This is a genomic window from Limisphaera sp. 4302-co, assembly GCF_049537155.1.
Taxonomy (GTDB): domain Bacteria; phylum Verrucomicrobiota; class Verrucomicrobiia; order Limisphaerales; family Limisphaeraceae; genus Limisphaera.
This window is the reverse complement of sequence record NZ_JBMVQZ010000016.1, coordinates 60,686-77,406: the sequence shown is the minus strand read 5'-3', so window position 1 is coordinate 77,406 and position 16,721 is coordinate 60,686. Positions and strand designations below refer to the sequence as shown.

General features: G+C 65.7%; 12 protein-coding genes. 9 read left to right on the top strand and 3 right to left on the bottom strand.

Annotated elements, in window-relative coordinates; all coding sequences use genetic code 11:
* Both ACPDIX_RS13885 and ACPDIX_RS13880 read left to right on the top strand, forming a co-directional pair.
* Positions 1 to 729, top strand: a 729-nt coding sequence (locus tag ACPDIX_RS13885; protein WP_423432400.1) for a bifunctional 4-hydroxy-2-oxoglutarate aldolase/2-dehydro-3-deoxy-phosphogluconate aldolase, incomplete at its 5' end; no start/stop codon positions are given.
* 24 nt (positions 730 to 753) lie between these two features.
* Positions 754 to 1,377 (top strand): hypothetical protein, encoded by a 624-nt coding sequence (locus ACPDIX_RS13880; RefSeq protein WP_423432399.1) that lies wholly within the window; start codon positions 754 to 756, stop codon positions 1,375 to 1,377.
* Positions 1,378 to 1,416: 39 nt separating this feature from the next.
* Here the strand turns inward: ACPDIX_RS13880 and ACPDIX_RS13875 are convergent, their stop codons facing one another.
* The gene (locus ACPDIX_RS13875; protein ID WP_423432398.1) at positions 1,417 to 2,166 is read right to left on the bottom strand and encodes a DUF72 domain-containing protein; all 750 of its coding nucleotides are present in this window, start codon (positions 2,164 to 2,166) and stop codon (positions 1,417 to 1,419) included.
* Positions 2,167 to 2,334: 168 nt separating this feature from the next.
* Complete coding sequence (lysS, locus tag ACPDIX_RS13870; RefSeq protein ID WP_423432397.1) at positions 2,335 to 3,876, bottom strand: lysine--tRNA ligase; 1,542 nt, start codon at positions 3,874 to 3,876, stop codon at positions 2,335 to 2,337.
* A 156-nt stretch (positions 3,877 to 4,032) separates the two neighbouring features.
* On the opposite strand from lysS, the gene ACPDIX_RS13865 reads away from it, so the two are divergent.
* Entirely contained in the window at positions 4,033 to 4,914 is an 882-nt protein-coding gene (locus tag ACPDIX_RS13865; RefSeq protein ID WP_423432396.1) for a fumarate hydratase, read from the top strand.
* Between the two features lie 81 nt (positions 4,915 to 4,995).
* On the opposite strand, the gene ACPDIX_RS13860 is transcribed toward ACPDIX_RS13865, so the two are convergent.
* Positions 4,996 to 5,745 (bottom strand): response regulator, encoded by a 750-nt coding sequence (locus tag ACPDIX_RS13860; RefSeq protein WP_423432395.1) that lies wholly within the window; start codon positions 5,743 to 5,745, stop codon positions 4,996 to 4,998.
* A 952-nt stretch (positions 5,746 to 6,697) separates the two neighbouring features.
* On the opposite strand from ACPDIX_RS13860, the gene pilM reads away from it, so the two are divergent.
* The 6 genes from pilM (at position 6,698) to ACPDIX_RS13830 (ending at position 16,719) form a co-directional block, all read left to right on the top strand.
* Positions 6,698 to 8,671, top strand: coding sequence for a type IV pilus assembly protein PilM (pilM, locus tag ACPDIX_RS13855; protein ID WP_423432394.1), 1,974 nt, complete (start codon positions 6,698 to 6,700; stop codon positions 8,669 to 8,671).
* 98 nt (positions 8,672 to 8,769) lie between these two features.
* Positions 8,770 to 10,011 carry a hypothetical protein gene (locus ACPDIX_RS13850; protein ID WP_423432393.1) on the top strand — a complete coding sequence of 414 codons (1,242 nt, stop codon included), beginning with the start codon at positions 8,770 to 8,772 and terminating at the stop codon, positions 10,009 to 10,011.
* Positions 10,011 to 10,817, top strand: a complete 807-nt coding sequence (locus tag ACPDIX_RS13845) for a hypothetical protein (RefSeq protein ID WP_423432392.1) — start codon at positions 10,011 to 10,013, stop codon at positions 10,815 to 10,817. Before ACPDIX_RS13850 ends, ACPDIX_RS13845 begins: the two co-directional genes overlap by 1 nt.
* Positions 10,818 to 10,870: 53 nt before the next feature.
* Positions 10,871 to 13,726, top strand: a complete 2,856-nt coding sequence (locus tag ACPDIX_RS13840) for a hypothetical protein (RefSeq protein WP_423432391.1) — start codon at positions 10,871 to 10,873, stop codon at positions 13,724 to 13,726.
* A 98-nt stretch (positions 13,727 to 13,824) separates the two neighbouring features.
* Positions 13,825 to 14,808 (top strand): 5'-3' exonuclease, encoded by a 984-nt coding sequence (locus ACPDIX_RS13835; RefSeq protein WP_423432390.1) that lies wholly within the window; start codon positions 13,825 to 13,827, stop codon positions 14,806 to 14,808.
* Between the two features lie 27 nt (positions 14,809 to 14,835).
* Complete coding sequence (locus tag ACPDIX_RS13830; RefSeq protein ID WP_423432389.1) at positions 14,836 to 16,719, top strand: fibronectin type III domain-containing protein; 1,884 nt, start codon at positions 14,836 to 14,838, stop codon at positions 16,717 to 16,719.
* Positions 16,720 to 16,721: the final 2 nt, after the last annotated feature.

The following is a 16,721-nucleotide window of genomic DNA, read 5'->3' as shown; positions in this document are numbered from 1 at the left end:
ACCGGGGATGGCGCGGTTCACTTTTTCCGCGACAGCCGCCACCGGCCGGGTACCATGCACGGGCGACTTATGCGTGCACGCGACGAGATCCTGCAAGGGTTGACGGAACCGGGCATCATCGCCGTGGTTCGTGCCCGATCCCGTGAACAGGTGCTGCCTCTGACCGAAGCGCTTTTGACCGGCGGGGTCCGGGCGGTGGAGATCACACTGAGCACACCGGATGCCTGCCAGGCCATCGAAGAGGCCCGGCGCCGGTTCGGCAATGACGCGTTGATCGGTGCCGGCACGGTTTTGACAGCCGATCAGTGCCGGGCGGTTCTGGCCAGCGGAGCCGAGTTCGTGGTGACCCCGCTGGCCCGGCCGGATTTCGTCCCCATCATTTTCACTGCCGGGGCCGTCAGTGTGATAGGTGCCTTCACGCCCACCGAGGCCCAGTGGGCGCACGAGGCCGGCGCGGATTTCATCAAACTGTTTCCGGCCGAACTTCTGGGTCCCGGTTTCGTCCGGGCCGTTCGGGCACCCATGCCGCATCTGCGTTTCATCCCCACCGGCGGCGTCACGTTGGACAACCTGTCCGAATGGTTTACGGCTGGTTGCCCGGCGGTGGGGGTGGGCGCGGCCCTGGTTTCGAAGGAAATCCTGATCGCCAACGACTGGAACGAACTGAAACGCCGGGCGTCCGCCTACGCCGAGGCGGCGCGTGCGGCCCGTTCTGCCGCCCGAGGCTGAGCCTCTGCAGATGGCCAGACCGCCATGGAGGGTCCCACTCTGCGAGTCCGTCGCGCCACGGTGGATGACCTTCCGCAGCTGCGTGCCCTCTGGCAGGCTCAACTACCGGACGCCTCCGGACTGGAACGCCGCGTCACCGAGTTTCAGGTGGTCGAATCCCCCGAAGGCAGGGTCCTGGCCGCCGTGGCCCTGACCATGCATGAGGGCCACGGACTGATCCACAGCGAGGTGTTCGCCGACTTTGCCGATGCGGATCGTTACCGGGCCCTGCTCTGGGAACGGCTCGAACAAGTGGCGCGCAATCACGGGCTTTACCGTGTCTGGACCCGTGAGGAGGCGCCGTTCTGGGCCCGGTGCGGCCTGCAGCTGGCCGGGGAACCTCAACTCGACCGCCTGCCGGAGATCTGGCGTTCCCTCAAGGGCCGGTGGCTGACGCTGCAGCTGCGCGAACCTCCTCCGGAAGGCCTTTCCATCGAGAAGGAGTTCGAGCTTTACATGCAGGCCGAGCGACGGCGAACAGAAGCCCTTTTGGAGCGGGCGCGTTGGATCAAACGCATCGCCACCCTGGTGGCCATCATACTGGCCGGAATGGTGCTGATGGCCGTCTGGTACCTGCTCCAGCGCCGCACCGGTCTGGTTCCTCCCTGAACCGCCCCAGGTCCAACTCCTCGCCGCTCCGTCGTGTCCTCAGAGCCGCGCCAGAAAGCGCAGGGCGTCCTCCTTCATCGTCACGTTGTTGAACAGCACGTAGGCAGGGCCCGTGCCCAACCGGACCAGCAGATCGTCCAGCTCGTCATCGGTAAACCGGTGGGAATAGCCCGTGACCCCGTGCAGGCGATAGTAAGGGACCGCCCCCGCCAGACACGCTTGCCGGAACGGATCCACCGCGTGAGTGAGATTCAATTCCTCGCACAGTGAACGCACCAGTTCCGCCGGCCAGGCACCGCGCGGTTCCCATACGCAATCCAGGTCCGCCCGGTCCAGTCGCTCGAAAAACCGCCGCAACCTCCGCACGTTTTCCGCCGTGGGAGTGAAGCGCGGCGGGCACTGGAACAACACCCGCCGGGCGCCGAGGGCGTGCGCAATCTCGACAGTGCGGCGCCAGGCAGCCGCAACCACCGGCGTGTTCTGAAAATGACCGCAGGCGGCCAGCTCTTCCGGAGTCAGCTCCGTTCGCAACCGGCGGTAGGTGGGACTGTCCGCCGTGTGCGTGATGAGTTGCCACGCCTTCAGGGTGAATTCGAAATCGGCCGGCGCAGCCGCCCGCCAACGGCGCGCCGTCTCCACCCGGGGCGGCTCGTAGAAGGTCTGTTGGATCTCCACCAGACGGAACCTGCGGAAATAGTCTTCCTGTGGACCGGCAAAGCCGCAGCAACCCACCTTGAGCCGTGGCCCGGCCCTTGCCGTTTCGGTGCTTCGCTGCGCATCGGGGCTCATACGCAGACCTGAGCCGTTTCCCGTTGCCCGGGTACCCAGTCGGCCGGCCGCTACGGCCAACATGTTTGATCCGCCGCGGACCCGGGGAAAAGTCCCCATCCATCCCGGCGCCCGGTTGGCGGTGGCGGTGTCACCGGTTGAGTCCGCCCGCGATGGGGCGCGGAAGGATCAGCCTGCCGGGCCGGAGATCGGGCCGGTGGTCCCCGAGGCCGCGGGGGAAGGGCTCGTTTCCGCCGGAGTGGCAGCCGGGGAGGCTTGCGGTTGGCGGGGCCGCAGTTGCGGGAACAGGATGACGTCCCGGATGCTCTCCTGCCCCAGCAACATCATGCACAACCGGTCGATGCCCATCCCCATGCCGCCGGCCGGTGGCATGCCATGCTCCAGGGCCACCAGGAAATCCTCATCCAGTTTCTGGCGTTCCCCTCCGGCCTGTTGTTCCAGCCGTTCCCGCTGTTCGATCGGATCGTTCTGTTCCGTGTACGCCGGGGCGATTTCCTGCCCGTTGATGCACAGTTCGAACACCTCCACCGTGGTGGGGTCCTCCGGCGCCAGCTTGGCCAGGGGAATGAGTTCCTTGGGCAGATGGGTCACGAAGACGGGCTGGATCAGCGTGGGCTCGATCAGTTTCTCGAACACTGCCTGCGTTACTTCGAAATCCTCGTAATCCGGGCCGAGTTCGGCCCCCAGTCGTTCCGCGCGCGCGCGGCGTTCGGCCGGGGAGACATCGAACCAGTCCTGCCCGGCCCGTTCACGCACCAGGTCCTTGTACCGAACCCGGGGCCAGGGGGGCGTCAGGTCAATGGTTCGGACGACCTGTCCCTCGGCGTTGCGATGCTCGATCCGCAGGGTGCCCAACACCGTTTGCGCCACGTGCACGATCATGCTCTGGACCAGCTCCATCATCGTCTCGTAATCCCCGTAGGCCTGGTAGGCCTCGAGCATCGTGAACTCGGGATTGTGCCGGCGTGAGATGCCCTCGTTGCGGAAACAGCGGCCCAGCTCGAAAACGCGGTCGAACCCGCCCACCAACAACCGCTTCAGCGGCAGCTCCAGCGCAATGCGCAGATAGAACTCGCAGCCCAGCGCATTGTGCCACGTCTTGAACGGGCGCGCCGCCGCTCCGCCGGGAATGGACTGCAACACCGGCGTCTCGACTTCCACGAAGCCCCGGTCGTGCAGAAATTCCCGAATGGCCCGGATGATGCGGCTGCGTTTCAGAAACACCTCCTTCACCTCCGGGTTGGCGATCAGGTCCAGGTACCGCTGCCGGTATCGGATCTCGGTGTCCTCCAGTCCGTGCCACTTGGCCGGCGGCGGCCGGAGCGCCTTGGCCAGCAAGACGCATTCGGCGGCCCGCACCGAGATCTCCCCGGTCCGCGTGGTGAACAACGTCCCCCGCACGCCCACGATGTCGCCCAGATCCAGGTGCTTGACCCGCTCGTACGCCTCCTCGCCCAGGACGTTCTTCTGGGCGTAGATTTGGAGACGCCCGCTGCCGTCGCGCACGTCAAAAAAGAGGCTCTTGCCCATGTCCCGGTGTGCGGTGACGCGGCCCGCCACCGCCACCTCCAACCCTTCGGCGTAACCGGTCCGGGCCTGCTCACACGTGTGCGTGGGCGTGAACTTGTTGCGAAACGGATCCTGGCCGCGTGCCCGCAGGGCCGCCAGCTTGGCCTTTCGCTGCTCGATCAGCGCATGGGACTCGTCCATAACCGACCGGGATGAAACAACACCCGGCGCGCGAAACCAAGCATCGGCTGCGCCGGGCTTCCGGTTGGGAACCTCGCGCCGGCCCCGCCCTGCGCGCGGGACACCGGACCGCTGCCGCGTTGCAGCCGGCCCGTGCCCCACCTACATTGCTGCGTCATGAACGGCGAACTGCAGGGCTCGTTGCTGGAACTGATCCGGCGGACCTCGGCCGAAATGCCCGACGATGTCGTGCGCGCCATCATGGCGGCACTGGAGCAGGAGAAGAAGGGCACCATCGCCGAGTCGGCCATGAAAATCATCCAGGCCAACATCGAGCTGGCCCGACGCAAGTCCCAGCCCATCTGCCAGGACACGGGCAGCATCCTTTTCTACGTGGATTGCCCCGTCGGTTTCGACCAGATCGCCTTCGAAGAGACCGCCCGGGAGGCCGTCAAGGAGGCCACACGCAGGGGTTACCTGCGTCAGAACTCCGTGGATTCACTCACCGGCAAAAACGACGGCACCAATGTGGGGCCCGGCTCGCCCACGATCCATTTCCACCAACACCGTTCGCCGGAGATCTGCGTTCGCCTGATCCTGAAGGGCGGCGGATGCGAAAACGTCGGCGCCCAGTATTCCCTGCCCGATGAACGGTTGCAGGCCAACCGCGACCTGGCGGGCTGTCGCAAGGCCATCCTGGACGCCGTGTTGCAGGCCCAGGGCAGGGGCTGCGGCCCCGGTGTGCTGGGCGTGTGCATCGGGGGCGACCGCGCCACCGGCTACGAGTTCAGCAAACAACAACTGCTCCGGCGCCTGGACGATCGAAATCCCAACCCGGTTTTGGACCAGCTCGAACAGGACATCCTCCGCACGGCCAACGAACTGGGCATCGGCCCCATGGGATTCGGCGGGCGCACCACCCTGCTGGGGGTCAAGATCTGTGCCGTCAACCGGCTGCCCGCTTCGTTCTTCGTCAGCATCAGTTACATGTGCTGGGCCTACCGCCGGCAGGGCGTGAAACTCGATGCCCAGGGCCGGATCGTGGAGTGGTTGTACTGAGCAAGGGACGGGTCGGCACCCGGAAACCGCGCCTTTCAGCCCGCACCTGCTCGGGTTCCCCCGTGCTCAAGATTCCGGGGCTCAGCTTTTCGATCCGCCGCTGCCGGCAGGGCCCCGAGGACCCGGCCCCGGCCCGGGTACCCAGTGCGCATACCGCGCCACCGCCTGCCAGCGCGAACGCACGTGCAGCTTCTCATAAATCCGGCGGATGTAGGTGTTTACCGTGGGCAGGCTGATGTTCAGCGTGTCCGCGATCTCCTTGTACAGGTAGCCGCGCGCCAAAAGGTCCAGCACCTCCCGCTCGCGCGGCGACAGCTCCGCCGTCTCCGGGGATTCGCCCGAGGCTGCCGTTGCTCCGCCGGGTTTTTGCTGAAAAGACTGCACCACCTTGCGTGCGATGTTGCTGGTCATGGGCGAGCCGCCGGCGTGCACCTGTCGCACCGCGGCCAAAAGTTCCTGGCGCGTCGTCTGTTTGAGCAGATAACCCGTGGCGCCTGCCTTCAGGGCGTCGAAAATGTGGTCCGCATCCTCATAAACGGTGAGCATCACGAACTGGGCCTCCGGAAGCTGCGCTTTCAACCGCCGGACGCACTCGATCCCGTTGAGCCCCGGCAGGTTGATGTCCACCAAAACCACGTCCGGCTTCACACCCGGCAACTCCCGCAAAGCGCTCTCGGCCGAGTCGTACTCGCCCACGCAACGGAAACCATCGGCCCGACGCAACCACTGCGCCAGGATCTCCCGCGCCGGTGCGTCGTCCTCGATGATGGCCACGCCGATGCTCACCCTGCCCACGCAGCGTAGTCTACGGCCGGGCTTGCCGGGTGTCATGATTTCACACGACAGGCACCGTCACTTTCGAGCCACAACCGCCTCGCCTCCGCGACCGTCCACGATACGGTTGGGGATCCGGCGTCCCCACCGGCCGGGCATCCTGCCCGGTCGTCCGGCTTCTTCCGATCGCGAGCCTCGTGCCTGTGCCGACTTCCCACCGGCACCCATGAAGCGCGCAGACCGCGGACCGGCGTCCGTCTCGGACGCTCCCGCGCACCCCACCACACGGAGGACGGCCTGCCCCGCGTTTCGGGCCTCGGGCGGCGCGCCTTCCGCCGGCAGCCGGCAGATTGAACCCGGGCCCCGTCTCCGGACGGCGCCATCCTACCCTCGTTCGAACGGCCGGGGTGCGTGGTTTGCCCTCGCGGCCGGTGAGTATCCGCTTCCGGCACGGGCTCGGCCTGCCGGCCCGTCGAGGACACCTTGTCGGAGCGCCCCCGGCGGATCCCGATGGGCCCGCGGTTTGCGGAGAGACGAGCGGGCAGGGGCGGACCCACGCCATTCAGCTCGCGCCGGCTGCGGGGCAGATGGGCCGATCGCGGCGCTCTCAAGGGCACTTCGCCACCGCCGGGTTTTCGGCTGACTCAGCGGCCCACGCCGGTGTGCTTGCGACACCGCCGGCCGCGTGCCGACTCGGCAGGTCTTCAATGGTGCGGAGTTCGAATGACCGGTCGGGGCGCGGTCTCTGGAAACGCCGCAAAGCGGGTTTGCCCAAGACCATCATGGCGCACGTGGGCCGGGACGGAAAACGGGATGGGCACCGGAAGGCCTGCCTTTTGCACGAAGGGATTCGCAGCAGACCCACATCCGGCCCGGCTCCGCTTCGCGCGCGTCCGAGGTTTTGTGTTGACGCTGCCCAGGCTTTTTTTTAATCGAACGCGACCGTTTGAAGACTTGGCAACCAAAGGCGCCAGGGATTATGGTGGGGCACTGAACGAAACACGGCCCGATGGCAAGCGCACGCTCATTCTTGGCGGTGGATTTCGGGGCGGGCACCCTGAAGCTGGCGGAATTCGAGCCCAGCGAGTCCGGGGGGCTGCGGCTGAAACAATACGGGTTCCGCCCGCTGGGCCTGCAGGGGTCGCAGGAATCCGTGCGCGAACAGGTCTGTCTCAAAGCCCTCCAAGAGCTGCTTGCCGAAAAACAGATCAAGGCCAGGGACCTGAACATTTGTGCCCCCGGCTTTCACGTCTTCTCCAAGTTCGTCAAGCTGCCGCCGGTCGACACAGGCAAGGTCTCCCAGATCATCCAGTACGAGGCCCAGCAAAACGTCCCTTTCCCCCTGCAGGAGGTGGTGTGGGATTATCAGATCCTGGGCACCACGCCCGCCGGCGAGCTGGAAGTCCTGCTGGTCGCCATCAAGTCTGAGATCGTCGAGGGTTTGTTTCGCCTGGCGGAGACGGCCGGGCTGAACCTGTTGCTGACGGACGTCGCGCCTGCGGCCCTTTGCAACGCCTTCCGTTACAACTACGGCGATGTCGAGGAGTGCTCGATGCTCCTCGATATCGGGGCCAAGACCAGCAACATCCTCTTCTTCGAAAAGGGCAAGGTCTTCGCCCGGAGCATCAACCTCGGCGCCAACGCCATCACCCAGGATTTTGCCCAGGAAGCCAAGCTGCGCTGGGAACAGGCCGAAAAGATCAAGATCGCCGAAGGTTTCGTCAGCTTGGGCGGCGCTTACGAGGAGCCGGAAAATCCGCATCAGGCGGCCATTGCCAAGATCGCGCGCCAGTTCATGACCCGGCTCCACATCCAGGTCAACCAGACCATCCAGTTTTACCGGGGCCAGCAGGGAGGTTCGGCCCCGCAACGACTCTACCTGGCCGGCGGGGCCTCCATCATGCCGTACACGGCCCAGTTCTTCGCCGAGAAACTCAATGTGCCGGTGGAATACTTCAACCCGCTGCGCTCGGTGGAGATCGATCCGTCCATCAATCTGGAGGAACTGGCCAAGGTGGCGCATGCGATGGGCGAGCTGGTGGGCTTGGGGCTGCGCAACGTGGCGCAATGCCCGGTCGAGCTCAATCTCATGCCGCCCAGCACGTTGCGCTGGCAGAGCTTCAACCAGAAAAAGCCCTACTTCATCGCTTCGGTCTACAGCCTCGTGGTCATCGTGGCGGCGGTGGGCTTCCTCTTCTCCCGGCTGGCGCGGGTCATGGAGGAGGACCTCAAGACCGTCAGCAACGACGTCCAGCCGTTGCAGGTGCGCGAGCAGCAGTTCAAACGCGCCTACGCCGAGCTGCGTCGCCTCCAGGACCACGCCCAACAACTGACCTCCTGGATGGAACAGCGGTATTACTGGGCCGACCTCATGATGGAACTGCGCCGCGTTTTCATTCAGGTCGAGGACGCCACCAAGAACCGCCTCGGGGCCGACGCGGGTGTGTGGGTGGAAAGGTTCATCACGGCCAACCTCGGCGCCCGGCAGTCGAGCTGGACGGAGCTGGGGCCGGACGCCCAGCCCGGCGTGGGACAACCCCAACCCCAACAGCAGCCGGGTTGGGACCCGCAAATCTTGGAGATCTACCGCAAACGCTACGGTATCCAGTACCCCGGCGGCCCGGCGGTGTCTCCGGGCGGAGCCAACCCCGAGGCGGCTCCCAACCCGGCCGAACCTGAAAACCCCGAGTTTATCGCCAGTACACCGGGCGTGCCGGGTATGCCCGGCGCCTCCTCCACCCAGGCCGGGGACACCAACGAGATTTCCACCGTCACCCTGCACTGTCGGGCCGTGGACCTCAGCCGGGTCTCGCCTTCGGCCAATACCGAGCTGGCCATCGCCGTGCTGCGGGAGCTGCAGCAAAGCCCGATGGTGAACGCCGAGGGTACCCAGTTCGAAGGGACCATCCAACCGGACGAACAGACCGGCACCTACACCTTCGGGATCAGCCTGAAACTGAAGAAGCCGATTCGCATCTACTGAGCCGCGCCATGAACCGAGACCTCCAGCCGTTGGATTGCCCGCCGAAGCCGGTGCCCTCTGCCGCGCAGCCGTCACCCGCCCGGTAGCCCCGAAGCACCATGGATTGGGTCAAACGCAATCTCCTGTTCGTCATCAACAGTGCGGTGGCCCTCGTGCTGCTGGGGCTGGCGGTCTTCTACCTCTGGTCGAGCCTGAACAAGAAGAACGAAGTGTTCGAGCGGCTGACCGCTCAGTACGCCGAACTGAACCGGCTCTACAATCTCGATCCCAACCCTGGTAACGAGCGGGTCAACAACATTCAGGCCGCGCGCCAGCAACAGGCCGAACTCCGCAAGTACCTCCAGCGCGCTTCCCGCTATTTTGTGGCCCCTCCGCCCATCCCACAGGTCAGCGGCACCAACCGCGTCACGGCCGAACTGTTCACACCGGAACTGTGGCGCACCCTGGACCAGTTGCGGCGCTCCGCGGAGGCCACCGGCGTGCAACTGCCTCCGGACTACAGCTTCTCGTTCGAAGCCCAGAAGAACCTGATGCGCTTTGCCCCGGGCAGCCTCGACCGGCTGGCCGTCCAGCTGGGCGAAGTCAAAGCCATCTGCGAAATCCTGTTCGCCGCCAAGATCAACAGCCTGGACAACCTGCGCCGGGAACGGGTTTCCACCGACGACTACAAAGGCCCCCCCACCGATTACCTCGACGAAAAATCTGCCACCAACGAACTCGCCATCCTGACCCCCTACCAGGTGACCTTCCGATGCTTCAGCCCCGAGCTGGCCGCCGTGCTCAACGGATTCCACAGTTCGCCGTATTGCATCCTGGTCAAGGCCGTGGACGTGGAACCTGCCACTTTGGAAACACTCCCCGGCCAGATGGAACCCGGCCTCCAAGATTACTACCAGCGCCGGTATGGCCTGCCGCCCGGAGGGGGGCTGCCGGAGGCCGAACTGCCCGTCACACCGGCGTTCCCGCGTTACGCGCCACCTCCGGAACCGGCAAATCCGGCCGCCGTTTACGCCCAACGTTACGGCATCCGACCCGGCGGCGGTGCGGCCATCAACCGGTACGCCCCCGAGCCGGGCCTCGGCCAGCCCGGACGAGGCGGCATCCCCTACCGGCCTCTCACCCCGGCACAACCCGGCGTCCAACCCGGTTACACGCCGCCGGCCTATCCCACCCCCGGATACACGGTGCCCGGATACCCCACTCCCGGCGTGCCCGGCACCTACGGCGTGCCCGGCACCACCCAGCGCGGCGGCCTCCAGACTTTGATGGACGAGAAACCCCTGCGCGTGACGTTGCTGCTTCACGTGGTGAAGTTGTTGCCCGAGGAGACCCGACGCTGATGGACTGGCTCAAGAAACATTACGAAAAGCTCATCCTGGCCGTCGTCCTGGTGGTGGCCGCCATCGCCGTGGCCGCCGTTCCCGTGCTCATTTCCCAGACACGCGCCCAACTGGAGGAACAACGCAACAACATCGTCCGCAGGCCCATTCGCCCCCTCCCGCCGCTGGACCTCACCCCCATGGAAACCGTCGTCCAACGGCTGGACACACCCCTTCACGCGGATTTCGGCCGACCTCATTACCTCTTCAATCCGGTGCAATGGCAGCGCGCTGCTGACGGGCGCCTGATCAAGCTCGCCAGGGGCACCGAGATCGGACCGGAAGCCGCGGTGGTCACAGAGATTCGACCGCTCCATCTGATCCTCACCTTCGACTCCATCGGACCCGTTCTCGACGGACAGCCTTCCGGCTACCTGATCGGAGTCGAAAACGAGGCCGCCGCCCGCCCCGCCGACCGGCGCAAACGTCAGACGTTCGTCCGCCTCAACGAAAAAAAGGAGGACCTGTTCACCCTGCGCGAGGTTCAGGGTCCGCCCGCCGATCCCGAGGCGCTGATCCTGGAGCTTGGCGACACCGGCGAACGCGTCACGTTGACCCGCGAAAAACCGTTTCGGCGTGTCGAAGGTTACCTCGCAGACGTCCGGTACGATCCGGAAAAGCGCACCTTCAACAACCTGCGCGTGGGCGATCGCATGACTTTGGCCGGTGAGGAGTACATTGTCGTTGCCATCACCCAAAACGAGGTGGTAGTCTCCCACCGCCTGACGGGCAAGAAGTACACCATCAGGATGCGATCCGAAGGATGATTTCCGCCAAACACCGTCGGTCAGGGGGGCCGACTTTTTTAGGCAAGCCAGTTATGACCAACGTCCACAAGTCCCGATTGTGTTTCGTGATCCTGGTCGCGAGCCTGGCCGGAGCCGTTGCACAACCTGCGTCGGAAGCCGCCAGCGTGGCTGCTCAGGAAGCCGTCTATCGTCAGGCCAACACCGTCCTGCTCCGCCAGAAACTGCAGCAGGCCGCCGATGCCGAGGGCCGCGGTGACCTGGCCGGCGCCGCCAGGTTGTACGAGGACGCCTGGAGCCTCGTGCAACGCATCGGCTCCGGGATCCCCGGGGAGACCGAGCAGACCGTCCAAGGTTTGACCCGTGTCCGTCTCACCCTGGCCCGCGAGGCACGCAAACGCGGCGACCTCAAGGAAGCGGACGTCCAGCTCACCCGGGTGCTGAAAGTCAACCCCAACGACTCTGAAGCCCTCCGCCTCAAACAGGAGAACGACGCCGCCCTGGCCGCGCAATATCCGCGCACCCCGCACGAGGAAGTCCTGCAGCGCGTGCCCGAGGTCCGAAAGGAGCGCGAGGAAGCAGCCAAACTCGTCCGCGACGGTGTCCTGCTGTGGGAACTCGGCAAACTGGACGAAGCCGAAGCCAAGCTCGACCAGGCCCTGCGTCTGGATCCCGACAATCGTGCGGCCCCCTATTACCTCGATCTGGTCAAGGATGCCCGTTACCGCCGCGCCGGCCGACAGCGCGAGGCGCAGGCCAAGACCGCCCTCGTGGAGGTCGAGCAGGCATGGGAAACCGCCGCCACGCGCGAAAAGCTGCCCGTGCCCAATCCGTATGCCCGCACCAACCTTGTCCACGTCGGCCGCGGACGCCAGCTCATCATCAGCAAACTCGACCGCATCCGTCTGGAGAGTGTCTCGTATGATGGCCTTCCGCTGGAAGAGGTGGTGCGTCACCTCTACGAGGAGGCCAAACGGCGCGATCCCGACAAAAAAGGCATCAACTTCATCATCAACCCGAATCCCGAGCAGAGTTCCACATCCGCTTTCTTGCCCCCCCAAACGTTCGGACAGCCGCAAATGATCGATCCCACGACCGGCCTGCCCATGCCGGCGGCCGCACCTTCGGCCCCCGAACAAGTAGACGTCGGCCAGATCTCCATCCGTTTGGTGCCGCCGCTCACCGATGTCCGCTTGGCCGATGTCTTGGACGCCATCGTGCGGGTGGCCGAGCGCCCCATCAAGTACTCCATCGAGGAATACGCCGTCGTTTTTTCCCTGCGCGGTGCGGAGCCCTTGCGGCTTGAAACACGCGTCTTCAAGGTGGACCCCAACACCTTCTATCAGGGCCTTGAGTCCGTCGAGGGGACCCAGTTCGGTGCCTTTGCCACTTCCACCGGTGGTGGTGGCGGTGGCGCCTTTGGCGGCGGCGGCTTCGGTGGTGGGTTCGGCGGCGGCTTCGGCGGCGGCGGCGGCGGCATGACGCTCGGTACCATCGTTCCCCGTGTCAACGTCGCCGGCGGCGTCAGCTTCGGCGGCGGATTCGGAGGTGGGTTCGGCGGTGGCGGAGTCGGCGGTGCCGGTGGCGTGGGCGGAGGTGGACTGCGCTTCATCACCCGTACAAACTCCACAGCCGACGTCAGTGCCGCTGTCCGGGATTACTTCCTCACACTCGGTGTGGACCTCAACCCGCCCAAGGCTGTCTTCTGGAACGACCGCGCCGGTCGGCTCATCGTCCGCGCCACACCCGAGGACCTCGACATCATCCAGGCCGCCATCCAGGTCCTCAACGAGGCCCCGCCCCAGGTCAACATCCGCACCAAGTTCATTGATATCTCCCAGGAGGACGCCCGCGCACTGGGGTTCGACTGGTACCTGGGCAACTGGCTGATGGGCGGCGGCCGGATTGGCCTCCAGGGCGGTACGGCCCCGTCGTATGCCGGCACGCCCACCGCGGCCAATCCCGCAGGTACCTTCCCTGGTGTGTTCATCCCCGGAGGATTGGCCGGACAGGCGGGCGCGAATCAGGGACAGGTCGGCGGCGGCCAGACCGGCGTGGGGCCCGGCCAGGGCGGGCAGGCCGCCATCACCGACATCAACACCCTCATCCTGCCAGCCGCATCCGATTCCCGTGTAACGACCGGTCTCCGCAACGAGTTGAACGCACCGTCGGTCTTTACGCTGACGGGTATCCTCACCGACCCCCAGTTCCGGCTGGCCATTCAGGCGCTGGAACAACGTAAAGGGGTGGAACTGTTGACCGCGCCCGAGGTGACCACCTTGAGCGGACGTCAGGCCCAGGTCAACTTGGTGGACATCAAATCCGTCGTGGTCGGCCTGAGCACCGGCCAGACTGCGGCCGGCGGCGCCGGCGGCGTGACGGGCGTGGGTGGCGCCGGGGTGGTGGGTGCCCAGATCGGCTACGACATCGCCTCGCTGCCGTTCGGTCCGACGTTGGACGTGCTGCCGGTCGTCTCGGCGGACGGGTACACCATCCAGCTCACCATCCTCCCCACGGTCACCGAGTTCATCGGGTACGATACGGAGACCGCCCGCCAGTTCGTGCCCCAGGTCCAGTCGGTGGGCGCGGGCGCCATCGGTGTACCGCTGACCGCCCAACTGCCCCTCCCGATCTTCCGTGTCCGCCAGGTCACCACCACGGCCATCGTGTGGGACGGCCAGACGGTCGTCCTGGGCGGTTTGCTCAGCGAGAATGTGTCCAAGGTGCGCGACAAGGTCCCCGTCTTGGGTGACCTGCCCCTGCTGGGCCGGTTTTTCCGCAGCGAATCCGACCAGAAACAGAAGAAGAATCTCCTCATCTTCGTCACACCCCGGATCATCGATCCGGCGGGCAATCCGCTGCACTCCGAGGACGAGATGCCGTTTGCCCAAACGACCATTCCGGCGCAGCCGACCTCGGCTCAGCCGTGATCCCGGGGTTTGACGACAGGGAGGCCAGAGGCAGGCTCGGCCGCCGGCCCGACACCGGCGCCCCGAACCTGGCCGAACTAGGATTGCGTGTGACGGATGTGCAAACAACACGGGCCGCGCGGCCGCGGCTGCTGCTGGTGGACGGGCATGCCTACGCGTACCGTGCCTGGCACGCCATCCGGGACTTGCGCGCCCCGGACGGTCGCCCCACCAACGCCATCTACGGCTTCATCCAGACCTTCGAAAAACTTTGTCAAACTCTGCAGCCCTCCCATGTGGCCGTGATCTGGGACGGCGGCCTGGCCCCCGAAAGGCTCGAAGCCCTCCCGGAATACAAGGCCCAGCGTCCCGAGATGCCCGACGGACTCCGCGCCCAACTCGATCCCATCGTCGAATGGCTGCGTGCCCGCGGTATCGCCACCGGCTGCCGCCCCGGCGTCGAGGCCGACGACTGGATCGCTTCGCTTGCTGTTTGGGGCCGGGATCGGGATTGGGATGTCATAATTGCCAGTTCCGACAAGGATTTCATGCAGCTCGTCGGCCCGGATATCGGCCTGATCCAACCCCACGACCCCAGCGGGCGCATCTGGACCGAACAGGATGTACGCGAAAAAACCGGGGTGGAACCAGCGCAGATCGTCGATTGGTTGAGTCTGGTAGGTGACGCCTCCGACAACATCCCCGGCGTGCCGGGTGTCGGGCCCAAGACCGCTGCCCAACTGCTCAAACGATTCGGCTCGGTCCCGTCGTTGCTGGCACGCTTGTCGGAGGTCGAACCCGAACGCATCCGCCACGCGCTGGAATCGTCGGCCGATCTCATCCGCCGGAACCGGGAGCTCATCCAGTTGCGCGCCGATCTCGATCCGGGTTTTCAACCCGACGAACTGGCCGTTCACGCGCCGGACGTGGAGCGCCTGAAGACCCTCTACCGGGAGTGGGGGTTCCGCACCCTACTGGCCCGGCTGGAGAACGCCGGCCGCGGAACGCCGCCGGCACAGGCGGATCTGTTTGCCTGTGCCCACGCGCCGGCAGGAGAGGCCGCGGCAGGGGAAAAGTTGGACAATGCAGCACGCCACTGTTAAAGAAGACTGGTTGAAACGAGGCTCGTTATGGCTGCTCGGATAACCCAACGGCACCACGTCTCAAGCCTGCTGGGGATCGTGTTGTTCCCGCTGTGGGTGACCGCCCAAAGCGACATCACCTTCCAGGGCGGCGAGTACGCTTTGACCGAACCCCTGCCGGGCGATCAGGTCCACCCGGCCTTGGCTGTCGGCCCCCAGGGCGGTTACGTCGTCTGGGAAGATGAATTCACCGACGGGCACGGCCAGGGCATCGCGGCCCGGCGCCTCGACGGGAGCTCCACCGGTACGCTCAGCCCCTTCCGCGTGAACGTGACGGGTGAAGGCGACCAGCTCCTGCCGGCAGTGACGGCCTTGAACAATGGCGGCGCCGTCTTCGCATGGTTGACCGGGCCCGCCAACCGGCGCCAGGTGGCGGCGCGTTTCCTGGGAACGGATGGACTCTGGCTCACCGGCGAGCTCATCATCAGCGCAACCACGAACAGCAGCAAACAAAACCCCGCCGTGGCCCGGCTCGCCGATGATTCGGTGCTGTTTGTCTGGGGCAGTTGGAATCAGGAAGCCGGTGCCAACCCCCTGCAGGGTGTGTTTGCACGCCGATTCAGCTCAAACGGGCAACCGCTGGGTGGGGAATTCCAGGTCAACCTCACCACGCCGTACAACCAGCGCACGCCATCCGTCGCCGGCCTCACGGACGGGCGGTTCGTCGTGGTGTGGGTGAGTGAACAGCAGCGGTTCGAAAACAGTGTGGACGTGTACGCCCGGCTTTTCCGACCCGACGGCACGCCCCTCTCCGGCGAGATCCTGGTCAACGTGGACACCAACGTTTGCGCCAACCCGCAGGTTGCTGCGTTGCCGGGGGGCGGCTTTGTCGTCGTGTGGGGACAAAAGGACACTGTCGTTCGCGAGAACAGTTGGGATATCTGGGCCCGGGCCTTCGATGCCAACGGCAATGGCGGGGCCGTGCGCCGGCTCAACACCCACACTTACGGCGACCAGTTTGCACCCCGGGTGGCCGTTTCCGGCGCGAGCGTCCTGGTGGTCTGGACCAGCCTCGAGCAGGACGGCTCGCGCGAGGGCGTCTTTGGTCGGGTGCTGGATCTCAGTGGTCTTCCCATCGGAGCTGAACTGCCCGTCAACACCACCACCGTCAGCCAGCAGTTTCATCCGGCCGTTGCCGGCGACGGGGCCGGGCGCTTCCTGGTGGTGTGGAGCAGTTTTACCGGCATTGATCACGGATTCGATCTGCGGGCCCAGCGGCTGGCCTCCGCCGGTCAGCCCTTGCAGCCGCTCGACCCGCCCGTGGTCAGCGTGCTGAGCTCCAACGCCCTCTCCGTCAGTTGGCCCTCGGTGGACGGATTGCCCGTGGCGGCTTATGAACTGTACATGAACGACGCTCAACCGCCCCAGGCCACCCTCGTCACCACCCGCAACGTCGTCACCGTGTCCAACCTGTTGCACAGCACGTCCTACTCCTTCCGGGTGACCTACGTCCTGACCAACGGCCAGCGGGCGCCGCTCTCCGACCCGGCCACCGGCACCACCTACGGCGTGTGGGTCTACGGCGGCATCCCGTCCGAGTGGATGGCCGGGTACTTTGGCCCCGACATGGGCGCCTGGCCGCGGCCCCAGGACGACAGCGACGGCGACGGTGCCACCAATCTCGAGGAGTTCCTGGCGGGCACCGATCCCTCCAACCCCAACAGCGTGCTCCGCGTCAGCCTGATTTCCACACCATCCGGACGCTACCTGGAATGGAACGCGCAACCCGGATTCGTTTACCAGGTGCAGGCCTCCGGCGGACTCTCCGGTTGGACCAATGTGGGTGAACCCAGATTCGCCCGCGGGACGCGTGAGAGCTTGCGGGTGGCCGGAGGCGAGGCGGCCTTTTATCGGGTGATTCGACTGCGCTGAAC

Excerpts from the sequence above, each read along its gene's own strand:
- ACPDIX_RS13880 (WP_423432399.1), top strand. The coding sequence starts at position 754 with ATGGAGGGTCCCACTCTGCGAGTCCGTCGCGCCACGGTGGATGACCTT.
- ACPDIX_RS13875 (WP_423432398.1), bottom strand. The coding sequence starts at position 2,166 with ATGAGCCCCGATGCGCAGCGAAGCACCGAAACGGCAAGGGCCGGGCCA.
- lysS (WP_423432397.1), bottom strand. The coding sequence starts at position 3,876 with ATGGACGAGTCCCATGCGCTGATCGAGCAGCGAAAGGCCAAGCTGGCG.
- ACPDIX_RS13865 (WP_423432396.1), top strand. The coding sequence starts at position 4,033 with ATGAACGGCGAACTGCAGGGCTCGTTGCTGGAACTGATCCGGCGGACC.
- ACPDIX_RS13860 (WP_423432395.1), bottom strand. The coding sequence starts at position 5,745 with ATGACACCCGGCAAGCCCGGCCGTAGACTACGCTGCGTGGGCAGGGTG.
- pilM (WP_423432394.1), top strand. The coding sequence starts at position 6,698 with ATGGCAAGCGCACGCTCATTCTTGGCGGTGGATTTCGGGGCGGGCACC.
- ACPDIX_RS13850 (WP_423432393.1), top strand. The coding sequence starts at position 8,770 with ATGGATTGGGTCAAACGCAATCTCCTGTTCGTCATCAACAGTGCGGTG.
- ACPDIX_RS13845 (WP_423432392.1), top strand. The coding sequence starts at position 10,011 with ATGGACTGGCTCAAGAAACATTACGAAAAGCTCATCCTGGCCGTCGTC.
- ACPDIX_RS13840 (WP_423432391.1), top strand. The coding sequence starts at position 10,871 with ATGACCAACGTCCACAAGTCCCGATTGTGTTTCGTGATCCTGGTCGCG.
- ACPDIX_RS13830 (WP_423432389.1), top strand. The coding sequence starts at position 14,836 with ATGGCTGCTCGGATAACCCAACGGCACCACGTCTCAAGCCTGCTGGGG.